At 36.8% G+C, this 13,229-nt stretch carries 11 protein-coding genes; 9 read left to right on the top strand and 2 right to left on the bottom strand.

The annotated features are described in order from the left end of the window. Positions 1-107 precede the first annotated feature (107 nt). Entirely contained in the window at positions 108-1,799 is a 1,692-nt protein-coding gene (locus HX129_RS03040; protein WP_286435992.1) for a hypothetical protein, read from the top strand. 394 nt (positions 1,800-2,193) lie between these two features. Continuing rightward, positions 2,194-3,153 (top strand): YagK/YfjJ domain-containing protein, encoded by a 960-nt coding sequence (locus tag HX129_RS03035; protein ID WP_286435991.1) that lies wholly within the window; start codon positions 2,194-2,196, stop codon positions 3,151-3,153. Between the two features lie 179 nt (positions 3,154-3,332). Here HX129_RS03035 and HX129_RS03030 read toward each other — a convergent pair whose 3' ends face one another. After that, positions 3,333-4,256, bottom strand: coding sequence for a hypothetical protein (locus HX129_RS03030; RefSeq protein ID WP_286435990.1), 924 nt, complete (start codon positions 4,254-4,256; stop codon positions 3,333-3,335). 9 nt (positions 4,257-4,265) lie between these two features. Then, positions 4,266-4,985 carry a DUF3944 domain-containing protein gene (locus tag HX129_RS03025; protein WP_004890105.1) on the bottom strand — a complete coding sequence of 240 codons (720 nt, stop codon included), beginning with the start codon at positions 4,983-4,985 and terminating at the stop codon, positions 4,266-4,268. A gap of 205 nt (positions 4,986-5,190) precedes the next feature. On the opposite strand from HX129_RS03025, the gene HX129_RS03020 reads away from it, so the two are divergent. From HX129_RS03020 to HX129_RS02990, 7 genes are all read left to right on the top strand, one after another. After that, a complete protein-coding gene (locus HX129_RS03020; RefSeq protein WP_004890103.1) occupies positions 5,191-5,814 on the top strand; it encodes a tetratricopeptide repeat protein in 624 nt (207 codons plus the stop codon). 70 nt (positions 5,815-5,884) lie between these two features. Further along, a complete protein-coding gene (locus HX129_RS03015; protein WP_286435989.1) occupies positions 5,885-6,373 on the top strand; it encodes a hypothetical protein in 489 nt (162 codons plus the stop codon). 135 nt (positions 6,374-6,508) lie between these two features. Next, complete coding sequence (locus HX129_RS03010) at positions 6,509-6,796, top strand: hypothetical protein (protein ID WP_286435988.1); 288 nt, start codon at positions 6,509-6,511, stop codon at positions 6,794-6,796. Between the two features lie 57 nt (positions 6,797-6,853). Further along, entirely contained in the window at positions 6,854-7,897 is a 1,044-nt protein-coding gene (locus HX129_RS03005; protein WP_286435987.1) for a DUF932 domain-containing protein, read from the top strand. Between the two features lie 178 nt (positions 7,898-8,075). Next, a complete protein-coding gene (locus tag HX129_RS03000) occupies positions 8,076-9,116 on the top strand; it encodes a YqaJ viral recombinase family nuclease (RefSeq protein ID WP_286435986.1) in 1,041 nt (346 codons plus the stop codon). Between the two features lie 192 nt (positions 9,117-9,308). Continuing rightward, a complete protein-coding gene (locus tag HX129_RS02995) occupies positions 9,309-10,250 on the top strand; it encodes a recombination directionality factor (RefSeq protein WP_286435985.1) in 942 nt (313 codons plus the stop codon). 106 nt (positions 10,251-10,356) lie between these two features. Next, on the top strand, positions 10,357-13,191 hold the full coding sequence (locus HX129_RS02990) for an SNF2-related protein (protein ID WP_286435984.1): 2,835 nt from the start codon (positions 10,357-10,359) through the stop codon (positions 13,189-13,191). Positions 13,192-13,229 lie beyond the last annotated feature (38 nt).

Raw genomic sequence — 13,229 nt, 5'->3', positions numbered from 1 at the left:
TAAATAAAATTTTAAGTTAATATTAAAACTAATATTAATAGTAGTGTCTTTTGCTTAAGTACTGACTTTTATTGGCTAGAGCCGTGGGCAAAATTAGGGGAGAGAGAATGAATTCAGCTGAATCTAAAATTGCATTTCTTTTGCTGATTCATGACTATTCATCGATTATTTTAAGTCCTCAAGCAAGGTGGCTATTACTTAAAGTCATAGCTGAATTAAAAATGGGAGAAGCTATTCCATCCATAAAAAAAATGGCAAAGACTTTTCATATCAATGAAAAAAAAATTAAGGAATGTATTACTGAGTTGGAAACCCACAGAATTTTAATCCAAAGAAAAGATGAACTAACTTCTGAAAAAAAGAGTTATATCGATTACAGTCTATTCTTGGCTTGTATGAATGCAAAAAAAATTAAACCACTGACATTAGAAAAGTGGTTTCATCAAACAGCAAGAGCAGATAATTTTCCTTTTATAGGGCTTTTTCAACATCTTGTTGAAACCAGACTAGATGATTTTTATATGCATCATTTGCAACATACGTCATCTAGATTGTCAGGGATCTTGGATTTTAAGTCTGCTTTAGTGCTCATGGTATTGGTTAGAAATAGTAATCAATTTGGAGTTATCAATCAGTGTGGAATCCACAAAATAAAGCACAAAACAGGTATGTCTAAAGATGCCATTTTTAGATGCATCAAAACGCTAGAAATTCATGGTGTGATTAGAACACGAGTTGACGGTGTGCTTTCCAGTAAAATTATAAGAGTGTCTAATCCATTTTATATGCTGAATTTATCACATGAAATCTGGCAGGAAAAAGCAACTTATGGACGGTATTTCATAATTCAATATCCAGAACCACACTACTTTGAGGTGCAGCAGGTTGCAAGTTTACTGCAATTTTTCGAGAGCAAGAAATCTACGTTGGCAAGGATTTTAACGATTAACGATACTTATCAGATTTATGTAAACCTTTTCACAAGAATGCCAGACTTGATCGCTGCTACAAAGGGATTGACGATTGAGATGGCTAAGGAGGATTCTTCAATATCTGAATATGAACGTTTTGAATATCGTTTTATAATACATCTGTTGTCACTTTTTCTTGAGATGCCAAATGATCATGATAGCAGTCAATGGCTTAGAGATTTAATTGAGTTTTTCCCAGAAAAAAATTCAAAGACACATTTGAATGGGGGAATTTCTTTATTAGGATTTCTTCAGTGCTATTTAGAACAATGGTGTGCCCAGATTTACAATGATCTGTCTAGAGCTCAGACATTATCTAGAGGTGGAGACTCTGTAGATTTACATGATTTGAAAAAGATGGCAGATCGATTGCGATTGAATATTATGTTGAAATTTGCTGAAGATGATCCATTTGAAAAATCTGATCGTATTGCTCGGAGTAACAGTAATCTTTTATCAATGTTAGGTCTGATGATGACCTTGATCGCGAAGAATCAGCTTTATCCATTTTTAACGTATTTAGGCTTAAAAGAACAATTCAGTCAATTTTGTATTGTTCCACGTCATGCGAAGCAAACACAATATATTTGTATTTTTATGCCATTTCCAAGTCAAATCTCGAATCAATTTACCAAAATTACTTTAGATAAAAACCTTGCATTTGTATCTAAGCAAGCAATTTTTCAGGATGAAAGGCGTAATCATTTTTTTAGTGAATCCATTCAACCGAGCCTCAAAGAACTACAGGATTTTGGCTTGCTGCCTGAGAACTGCCTAGCTTTAGATCACTTTGCTATTTCTAGAAATAAAATCAAAACTAAGGCGTAACTTTAGCTTCTGCAACATTCCCATATTTTCGTTGTTCTCGCTGTATGGGGCTGCGGTGTAATAGTCAGATCAGAATGACTTGCTTAACAGGTAATATATATTATTAGCTATAAGTAATATATAAATAATATATTAAACATAAACAATATCTTATCTAGTTAGGTGAGTGGCTGTGAGTCACTTAACTCAGTATAGCCCATACTCAAATGGGCTATAGACTATGTATCAATAACACAGTATTAAAATATTCAGAACTAACCCTATAGTATGTTCCAAAGTCTATGAGCATATTCAGCTAAGCAGGATGATCATAACATCCTGCTACAGAATCATGATCAGTAAAATTTTACATCTCTCACTTAGATATGAACCTTATATTTCAGTGAGAACCTAAATGTACCAAAATGTTCAATTTCAAAATAATCCATATGATCAGCTTTACCATGAAGCCGAAGTGCTGGCAGGAGTAGACCATTTCATCCAAGAGGTTTGCTTGGGTAGTTATGATCTATATCATCAAAACTTCATGATAGACCTTGAAAAATTAGTTCAGTCATTTAAGCCAATCTATAGCGCTCATTTATACTATTGCAATACAGTACTGATTTTCATTGAGGTTGTGAAGACCGTTGATTACACACTGAGCCAAATGCTACAGGCAAATTATGAATCTATTAAAGATTTTGATGAAATGACTGTATGGCATATTTTGACTTATATCCAGTCATTGTCAGGCTGTGTTCAACAACAACTAATCGATTTTCAAAAACGTGAATTAAAGAATCAGCAAAGCCTTTTTGAATATGCATCCACACTCATTCATCATTATGCGAGAATGCTGGTTGTTCGAGTGGATCTATCTATCAAGAAAGAATATCAAGCCTTATACAACATTCAGGCATTTAACCAAGCCTTAGAGGTCTTGCTTCGTCGTATCGCAGATCAGGATTCTTGCTTTAGTGGTTTACATGGTTATGCATGGGCATTAGAGCATGGTGTAAGCAAAGGCTATCACTGCCATTTATTGCTTATATACGATGGAAATATACATCAAGAAGGTTTTATGATGGGGCAGTGGGTCGGTGAGTGCTGGAAGCAGATTACTCATGGATATGGTTATATTTTTAATTGTAACCATCCTGACTATATGGCGATCTATGAATTGATGGGAACTTTAGGCATTGGAGTGATTCATCGTCATGATGAAAAGAAGATTAATAATTTTCTGAATTATGTAGTTCCTTATCTGGTGAATGGTGAGAAAGAGCAGCAGCATCCTCGAGTGAAAGATTCAGTCAATATGCGTAGCTTTGGCAGAGGGGTAGTCGATTCAAAAAATCGAAGAGGTTTATAAATTATTGACTTTTCAATAGAGAACACAACTATTAGCAGTGTTCTCTATAGGGTCGGGTTTGAGATTAAAATGATAAATTTACATTGCCTTGATCTGTAATCATTTCAGCTTCGAGTACCTGATCACAAGGGTATCTGAGTAAATAGGAAACGGTGGAGCTACTATAGCTCAAAATTTTTTTAAGTCTTAATCAAGCTAGTTTGTAATTTCATATATGTGATTCTTTCTTTCGCAGGCTTTTCAAGTAACTCTACATGTATTGAATATTGGAACAAGTTTTTTGCAGGTAGTCTGATTTTCTCAAAAAATGGAACTTGATCTTGCTTTATCCGAAACTCTTTCAGACCATTGTTAATCTCATTGAGATAATTGCGGTACTGACTCATCAAGCCTAAATATTGGCGATGGCTATCTTCAATCAAAATTTGAGAAAACTCATTTTGATTTAGGCGATGTGAAAGAATAAATTCTAGATGCATTCCAATAGGTAATATTTCCATCATTTGTTGGATAAATTGCATAATTAGCTCAACATGTTGCTGTGAACTAATTTTTTGGGTTTGCACTAAACTTAGTAGGTTTCCAATAAAGGAGATTAAATGGTTTTTAAGCTGTATAGAGGATGACAAAGTATTATTGGCTAACTGATTAACATCTGTAAGTGAGGTTCTGTTGTCTAGTAATAGTTTAAAAGTCTGTAATAAAGCTAAATACTCGCTCGTTTTGTCTGTATAAAATAAAATGTTTTGTTCTCTGATATCCTGAGAAACCTTCAAGACGCACTGTTTTACAACCTCAATTTTTTTACTTAAAATTTGAGTTTGGATTACCATTGCTACCATTAACGTCGCAGTAGAAATAGCTTGAGCTGAAACAATTGTGGTTTGCAATGTTGATTGCAAAGAGCTTAATCCTTGAACAAAAGTTTCAACACCTACAGAACTGACTTCTTTTAAAGGAATATGTTGAATAATGCCTACATGTTCGAGCCCCTTTTTCCAGTAGGCAACACCATCTCTAAAAATCACCTGGTCATTTGCTATAGCTTCTAAAAGCTCTTTTGAAAATTTTTCAATGTCGTAACTAAATACTTTATCTAACATGCTGATACCTTAAAACTCATTGTAGTTATTTTTATTTTCTTCATGCTTAATCCTCATCATCGCAACAATACAAGCAGCAGGTATTGTAACGCGATAAGCTGGAGCCGTAATATCTTTTGCAGTTAGAGGTAATGTTGCGGCTGCAACGAATGGATTTACTTTAATAAAATTTTTAGCCATATTTAATCCAGCTAAAAGTCCACCAGCTGTACCTGAAGCGGTTCCACCTCCAAGACTATTTTTAATCGTTTTAAGAGGGCTTTCTTTAATTGAGGTTAGTCCTAAGTATCCTTTTTCTTTCAATTTTTTATTAATGAAGTCCAGCTCATTAAGTTGAGTGATTCGACCAAAAAGGGTTCTTAGTACTTTTTCTTCAAGAAGACTGATATCAGAAGTATCTTTATGGAAATCTACACCTGTTTTTTTTGCAACATCTTCTAGTAGTTCACGATATACAACCCCTTTTCCTCTGACAAGGTTGACTACTGTATCTCCGCCAAATAGTTGAATTTCAGCAGCAATTGCTTTCCAGCTATTTTTATATAAATCGTCTTCAGTTGAGTACATGCTCATGTTTTTAACAAGTGTGCTTTTTAGCCCCCCTGTCCATTGTTCTGTACCTTCACTATCAGCGATTAGAGTGTTTGACAATAACTTAAGATCTTGAAAATCACAATATTGTAGAAATGCTAGATCAGGATCTTCGCGAAATTTTGCTTCTGTTGCCATATGAAGTGTTCTCTTTATTACAAAATTTAAGTAAAGCTATTAGGGTGGGCAATTTTTTAATTTAGGCGATAAAATTGATCTACCATACTAATAATATTAGAAACTTGATTTAAGTGTATCATTAAAAAATTATTAAAATTAATTTAATATTCAAAAGGATTGAATTAGAAAAAGCATAGTTGAAAAGATGGATAGAGATGATTTGATGAGTTTATTTAATAAAGCTCAAAATGGTGATATAGAGGCACTTTTTACATTGGGGCAATGCTTTCTAGTTGGAGAGGGTGTAGAAGAAGATAGTGAAACAGCTGCATCTATGTTTGCAGAGGCAGCTACCGGGGGGCATGCTGAAGCACAATATATGTATGGTTTAATGAACCGTTACGGGCAAGGTATTGATCAGGATTTTGAGGAAGCTGGATATTATTTTAATCAAGCCGTACAGCAAGGATATATAGAAGCAAACATTGAATTGGCAAAACTATTTTTATATGGATTAGGGGTAGATGAAGATTGTGACATTGCAGCAGCTTTGTTAATAGAAGCAGCTGATCATGGTTATAGCGAAGCAAAAGTTGAATTAGGTCTTATGTATGCTAAGGGGATATTCTTTGATAAAGATCCTAAACTAGCTGCAAAGTATTTTGGGGAGGCTGCCGAAGATGGAGATGCTAAAGGGCAGCTACATTTAGGTATGATTTTTAAGTTTGGTGTCGGTGTACCTAAAAACTATGAAATCGCAGCTTCACTATTTAAAAAAGCTGCGGCTCAGGGTGAAGAACAAGCCAATATTGAATTAGGTTTGCTATATGCTGAAGGCAATTTATAAATTTTCAATAAACTCATTTAAGATATAAGTTTATATAAATTAATATTTAATTAACCACAGGGGGAATCGTATGGGATTTTGGGATAAAGTTAAAGAATCAGCTAATAAAATTGCTGAATCAGAAAGTTGGGCAGCAATCAAAGAAACAGCTTCAAATGTTGGATGCAAAGTGGGTGTGCATTCAGGTAAACCTCAGCATATTGAAGGGCAGCCTCAATGTTATATGGAATATACTTGTGATAAGTGTAATCAGCTAATTATTAAACAAAAACATAAGTTTCCAAGCAAATCGGATGCCAAATATCATAGCAATCGTTCATGTGAAAAGCGTTTAAAGTGTGAGTATTGTGATGCCGTTGAAACAGTTACAGTGCACGAGCATTGGAATTCTAAAGGGGTAGATGGTTATTGTAATAATGTTGAAAAATGTGCTCGTTGTCATACAGAACGTAAAAATGGCAAGCACCACAGCTTTATAAGAAGAGGCACGCAAGGGTCTAAGATTGTAGTGGAATGTATTAATTGTAGACATACTGAATTAAAAGATACATGGAATTAAATGACTCTAAATAATTTCACATACATAACATCCTAATGAGAATCATGAAGCTCTTTTGAGCCATTCATGAAAATATGAAAACAAAGCCTGCTTTCGAGCAGGCTTTTTTATGCCCAAAATTTAAGGAGTCGAGCCATGAGCTTGAGCTGCCCCTTTTGTCATTCAACTGAAGTCATGTTGGTTGACACAAGTACACAACATTCCAATAACACCTTATCTAGTCTGGTTACACCCACTACATTAGGTGCATTGGGAACAACAGTCGCAAAGACATTTAATCTACCACCGATCATCGGTGGGATCGCAGGAACAGTAATAGGCAGTGTATTGAATTCATTCACCGAAACTAGTGCACCACCACCGCAGAATTTGTGTTTTTGCCACAATTGCTACCAAAAATTTCCAACGTATCTTCTGCACTAAATAAAGTCAGTATTAACACAGATTCAAATTTCAGTTTAATTTAAAAGGAATACAACCATGGCACATCAACTTGAACAAATGGCGTATGTTGGAGAAACCCCTTGGCATGGGCTAGGGAATCAACTTACCCAAAATCAACCGATAGAAGTCTGGGCACAACAGGCAGGTATGGACTGGCGCATTGAATCCTCCAATGTCAGTTACATGGCTCAAAATGAACGAGGGCAAAGCATCATCATGCCCTATGAAGAACAACGAGTGCTTTATCGTTCTGATACCCATGCTCCACTGTCCGTCGTCAGTCAACGCTTTCAGGAAGTTCAACCTAGAGAGATTTTAGAATTTTATCGCGATCTCACTGAGCAATCAGGTTTTGAACTAGAAACCGCAGGCGTACTCAAAGGTGGCAAGAAATTCTGGGCACTGGCACGTACAGGACAAACATCAGCTTTAAAAGGTAAAGATGTCAGTAATGGCTATATGCTCTTGGCAACAGCATGTGACGGAACCCTTGCTACCACCGCACAATTTACCTCGATCCGAGTGGTGTGTAACAACACTTTAGCGATTGCCTTAAAAGGACAGAACAGCAGTGCAGGTGTGGTCAAAGTTCCCCACAGTACCAAGTTCGATGCAGACAAGATTAAACAGCAATTGGGTATTTCAGTCCGTGCATGGGAAGACCATATGTATGAGATGAAACAACTGACACAGCGTAAGGTTAGTCAGATGGAAGCCTCAGCTTATTTTGATGCTGTATTCAATAACAGCACTATGAACAATGTATTAGATCAGGAGGATAACATCATTCAATTCTACCGTGATGTAGCCTCACAAGCCCAAGCCAATGGCAAGGATAAGGCTGAACCAAATGGCAAAGCGATGAGTCGAGCTATGGAAATGTTTAATGGTCAAGGACGAGGTGCGGAGCTGGGTTCTGCCAAAGGAACTGCCTATGGATTACTGTGTTCAATCACAGAATTTATAGATCATGAACGCAGGGCGATGAGTACCGATCACCGACTCGATTCAGCGTGGTTTGGCGCAGGTGCATCAATCAAACAACGAGGATTGGAACAGGCACTTAACATGATCGCATAGTGTTGAAAATACATTTTTCACTCATGGAAAGTTAGACCTATCTATATGTAATTTCACAATCATTCATATTTTAAAAATTATTAAAATCATAGCTTCGGCTGTGGTTTTTTTATGCCCGAAATTTGTCATTTCGATCAAAATGGCTTCAAAAAACTCAATTAAAAATCAGGAATTCAAGATGAATACAGCAATATTAGATCCTACAATTCAACAAGCAAGTACCCCATTTATTGCACCCAAATTCTTTACTGCAAAACGATTGGTCAATACCAAAAATATGACTCAGGCAGAATGGCTTGAAGTTCGACGCAAGGGAATTGGTAGTAGCGATTGTGCAGCAGCCTGTGGGCTTAATCCTTATATGTCGATGCTCGAACTGTGGATGATTAAAACAGGTCGAATCCAACAATCTATTGAAGATGAAATTGCAGGACATGCACCTTTATATTGGGGCAAGCAACTTGAACCTTTGGTCGCTGAATACTACAGCATGCATACCAATAATAAAGTTCGTCGTATCAATGCTGTACTGCAACATCCCGAAGCGGATAAGCATTTTATGCTGGCTAATTTGGATTACTCCGTGGTGGGTAGTGATGAAGTACAGATTTTAGAATGTAAAACCGCAGGTGAATATGGCGCAAAATTATGGCGAGACGGTGTGCCGTTATATGTACTGTGTCAGGTACAACATCAATTGGCAGTCACGGGTAAAAAGGCAGCACATATCTGTGTACTGATCTGTGGTCACGAAACATGTATCTATAAAGTGGTTCGCAGTGAATCGGTTATTCAACACATCGTCAATGCAGAACGCTACTTTTGGGAATGTGTGGAAAATGACACGCCTCCATCAGTCGATGCAAGTGAATCGGCAGCCAAAGCGATTCAGCAACTCTATCCCCAACATATTCCTTTAACGGTGGAAGACCTTAGTCAAAATGAACATGCTAATCAATTGTTCACACAGCTGGTCCAAGAGAAACATCACATTGAAGCCCATCAAAATAAATTTGATGAAACCAAGCATCAAATTCAGATGTTAATGAAGGATGCAGAACGAGCCACCTTTAATAAGGGTTCGGTGACGTGGAAGCGATCTAAAGATTCGATTGGCTTAGATACGAAGGCTGTGCTGAAACTTCACCCTGAATTGATTGAGCAATTTCCTCAAAACAAAGTCGGGACACGACGTTTTCAGATTTATAGCGATGACTGAATGCATCACGGCTATATATCTATGAAATATCCGTTCTCTCAAAAAGCGCAAAAAACCACCTCCGATCTACCGACTCCCGAAGGAGCGGTAGACCAACAATGGCGGTTTTTGCAAAGTCGTAGCTTTTTCATATTTCTGTTTACTTACATAACAAAGGGTATTCAGTAAAATTTTACTTATAGGACAAACAACATGATCAAAGGTCTAGCCATTACACCACCGATCCTTGGACGTATTAGTATCGGTAAAGTCGTTGAAAAGAACGGTAAACGACTCCCTGAAAAGGATGATCAATTTACTATCACTAGTCAAATCCAAAGCAAGGAGGGTTGGGTGAAACATCCACTTGATGAACAGCTCAGAGCCAAAGCTCAAAACCAAAAACTACGCTCTATTCCAATACGGATGATCTTCAACGATCCTGAACTGAATCTTAGAGCTGAGTACACTTTATTTGACCGTCAGACTGGGCGACCTGTCTGTATCGGCAATGGTGAAACCTGCCAAAGGCGAACCAATCAAGGTGTTGAACAACATCCATGCCCATCACCTGATTTATGTCCATTGGCACAAGGAGGGAACTGTAAACCTTTTGGACGCTTGCATGTCAACTTAGATGAATCGGATGAACTCGGTACATTTATTTTTAGAACCACAGGTTTTAACAGTATCCGAACTTTAGCAGCACGAGTGAGTTATTATCATGCAACATCGAATGGCTTGCTGTCATGCCTACCACTTCAATTGACCTTGAGAGGCAAGTCCACCACACAAAGTTATCGTACCCCTGTGTACTATGTAGATTTAACTTTAAGAGATGGCGTCAATCTGCAACAAGCCATTCAAATGGCACAAGAGATTGATCAACAAAGCAAAGCGATGGGATTTAACCAAATGGCTTTAGATCAGATGGCGAGACAATGTTTTGCCAATGCACAGTTTGAGGTGAATACCGAGGAGGGTATGGATTTGGTGGAGGAGTTTTATACGGATGAAATGGAAAATCAAGAGGTTGAACAGACACAGCCTGCAACCACGACGAGAACCAAGGCAAAGCCGCAGCCGAATCAAAGTGAGGGATTTGTACAGGATATGCAGAAGGGGTTACAGGGGAGTGTGAGGGCGGTGAATTGAGTGAAAATTGATTCATTTCATTTTAGGAAGTTTTAGCTTCCTTTTTTTTGCTCTTTTCTCAATTTACTTGATATATTGATTTATCATTAAATTTATTTTTAGAACAATGCTCTATACTAACCACCAAATAAAATATTTTGCATGGGAAATAACTAAAAAGCGTTCAGCAAGTGATGTTGACCGTTTATCTCAGTCATTGTTTGATGCCCAAGTAGATGTGAATCCTCATCAAATTGAAGCAGCACTTTTTGCTTTAAATAATCCATTAAGTAAAGGTGTAATTCTTGCTGATGAAGTTGGCTTAGGTAAAACGATTGAAGCAGCGTTGGTGCTTTGTCAGTACTGGGCAGAACGACGTCGAAATTTATTGATTATTTGCCCAGCATCTTTACGAAAACAATGGGCGCAAGAACTACAAGATAAATTTAACTTGCCTACGCAAGTTTTAGATTTAAAAACTTGGAATATGGCTCGTAAAGATGGTGTTTATGATCCATTTAAAAATGGGAAGATTTCTATAATCTCTTATCCTTTTGCCAATCGAATGGAACATGCTTTGGCACAAATTCCCTGGGATTTGGTGGTGATAGACGAAGCACATAAATTACGGAATGCTCATCGCTCAAGTAACAAAATTGGGAATAGTCTTAAACGCTCATTGATAGGCAAGAAAAAGTTGTTATTAACAGCGACACCGTTACAGAACACTTTAATGGAGCTTTATGGTCTAAGTACGATTATAGATGAGCACTTATTTGGTGATGAGAAAGCATTTCGTTCTAGATATGTGGTTGATGGTGATATTCAATCGTTAAAAAAAAGAATCCAACAATTTATGCAAAGGACTTTGCGTAAAGATGTTTTGGAATATGTTCCTTACACCAATCGTCATGCTTTAACAGTTCCCTTTAAGCCTACCGATGATGAGCAAAGCCTATACAATTCAATCAGTGAGTATTTGCAGCGAGAAGTAAGTTATGCATTTCCCCAACAACAAAAACATTTAATTTCAATTGTTTTAAGAAAGCTTTTAGCATCATCAACTCCTGCTGTAGTTGCAACTTTAGAAGCTATTCAACAGCGATTGAAAAAATTGCTTGAACAGCAGAGTTTAGATGAAGATTGGCTCAGTAATTTTATTGTTGATGAGGATATGGATGAAGAATTATTGGATGATTTTGATGAGGAAGTCAGTCATAGACAAATAGATGTTAGTTTAATTAAATCTGAAATAGCTGAAATTGAACGTTATATACAGCAGGCTTATAAAATTAAAGATGATAGTAAGACTTTCGCTTTACTTTCTGCTATTGAACAAGGCTTTGCTCGTATGTTTGAAATGGGAGCGAAACGAAAGGCTGTTATTTTTACTGAATCTAAGCGTACTCAGGAATACTTGATCGCATTCTTGGAAGCACGAGGATACAACGGAAAAGTAATAGGATTTAATGGAAGTAATACATCTGCAACAAATACGGGTATTTATCAAAAGTGGTTGGGTAAATATTTAGGGACTCCACATGTCACGGGCTCACCAGCAATTGATCGACGCACGGCTTTAATCGATTTCTTTAAGAATGATGCAGAAATATTAATTGCGACAGAAGCAGCAGAAGGTGTGAATTTACAATTTTGTTCCTTGGTCATTAACTATGATTTACCATGGAATCCGCAACGTGTGGAACAACGAATAGGTCGTTGCCATCGTTATGGGCAGGAATTTGATGTTGTTGTCGTTAATTTCTTAAATGAAAGGAATGAAGCAGATCAGCGAGTTTTGGAGTTGCTTAAAGATAAATTCCAATTGTTTGATGGTGTTTTTGGTGCGTCGAATGATATTTTAGGAACAGTCGAAAGTGGTATAAATTTTGAAAAACGGATTTCTGAAATCTATGATCAGTGTCGTAGTTCGGAGGAAATAGAACAAAGCTTTAAGCAATTAAGAGATGAGCTTGAAGAACAAATTAACGATAAAATGAAAAGGACACAAGAGCTGTTACTTGAACATTTTGATGCAGATATTCATGATTTATTAAAAGTTCAAAAAGAACGAGCTGAACTTCAACTAGATAAAATTAGTCGTTTGTTTTGGCAATCTACAAAATATATTCTTGGTAAATTTGCTAACTTTCACGACCACGATTTAAGTTTTGACTTAACCAAATCTCCAATTCTGAATGCACCTTCAGGGAAATATCAGCTTATACGAAAAGGTGAGCGAATTCCTGAAAATACTTTTATCTATCGTTTGACTCATCCGCTTGGTGAATTTGTTTTAGATAATGCCAAAGGATTACAAACACCGAAACAATTTATTCAGTTTGACTATAGCCAATATGGTCAAAAGGTAACGCTACTAGAGAATTTAAAAGGACAACAAGGTTGGTTATCTATTACGGTCTTGAGTCTGGATTCTTTTCAAGAAGAAGAACATATTGTGATCACAGCAATGACTGATGATGGTAAGGTTTTAGATGTAGATTTGTGTGAGCGTTTGCTTCAAGTCAATGCAACAGTATTGGCTGATGTGGTAGAGCAGATTCCTGAGTTATTTCAGGCAAATATTGATAAACAGTATCAAGTTGCATTGAGCCATGCTTTGGAGTTGAATGATGAGTTTTTCAAAAAGGAACGGGACAAACTAGAACAGTGGGCAGAGGATAGTTTGCTTGCTGTGGAGAAAATGCTTGAGGATGTGAAGTTAAAAATATCCAGTCTTAAACGAGAATCTCGCAAAGCACCTGATATTGAGACAGAAAAGAAATTGCAAGAAGAAATACAAAAAACTGAAAAAGAAAAACGACGCATGCGACAGCAGGTTTTTGATGTTGAAGATGAAATCGCAGATAAGCGTGATGCAATGATTGATGCATTGGAGCAAAGACTACATCGCTCAAGTAAAGCTGAAAACTTATTTGTAGTTAAGTGGAAAGTTATTTAAAGTATAGTTAAATTATTGATAATTTTAAGGTAGATAGT

This window comes from Acinetobacter sp. 251-1 (assembly GCF_030329305.1).
GTDB lineage: Bacteria > Pseudomonadota > Gammaproteobacteria > Pseudomonadales > Moraxellaceae > Acinetobacter > Acinetobacter piscicola_A.
Note: the sequence above shows the minus strand (reverse complement) of the source record. Positions and strands in the feature narration are given on the sequence as shown.

Bases quoted from the DNA above. Each gene is read 5' to 3' on its own strand.
- HX129_RS02990 (WP_286435984.1), top strand. From the start codon at position 10,357: ATGCTCTATACTAACCACCAAATAAAATATTTTGCATGGGAAATAACT.
- HX129_RS03000 (WP_286435986.1), top strand. From the start codon at position 8,076: ATGAATACAGCAATATTAGATCCTACAATTCAACAAGCAAGTACCCCA.
- HX129_RS03040 (WP_286435992.1), top strand. From the start codon at position 108: ATGAATTCAGCTGAATCTAAAATTGCATTTCTTTTGCTGATTCATGAC.
- HX129_RS03020 (WP_004890103.1), top strand. From the start codon at position 5,191: ATGAGTTTATTTAATAAAGCTCAAAATGGTGATATAGAGGCACTTTTT.
- HX129_RS02995 (WP_286435985.1), top strand. From the start codon at position 9,309: ATGATCAAAGGTCTAGCCATTACACCACCGATCCTTGGACGTATTAGT.
- HX129_RS03025 (WP_004890105.1), bottom strand. From the start codon at position 4,985: ATGGCAACAGAAGCAAAATTTCGCGAAGATCCTGATCTAGCATTTCTA.
- HX129_RS03010 (WP_286435988.1), top strand. From the start codon at position 6,509: ATGAGCTTGAGCTGCCCCTTTTGTCATTCAACTGAAGTCATGTTGGTT.
- HX129_RS03030 (WP_286435990.1), bottom strand. From the start codon at position 4,256: ATGTTAGATAAAGTATTTAGTTACGACATTGAAAAATTTTCAAAAGAG.
- HX129_RS03035 (WP_286435991.1), top strand. From the start codon at position 2,194: ATGTACCAAAATGTTCAATTTCAAAATAATCCATATGATCAGCTTTAC.
- HX129_RS03015 (WP_286435989.1), top strand. From the start codon at position 5,885: ATGGGATTTTGGGATAAAGTTAAAGAATCAGCTAATAAAATTGCTGAA.
- HX129_RS03005 (WP_286435987.1), top strand. From the start codon at position 6,854: ATGGCACATCAACTTGAACAAATGGCGTATGTTGGAGAAACCCCTTGG.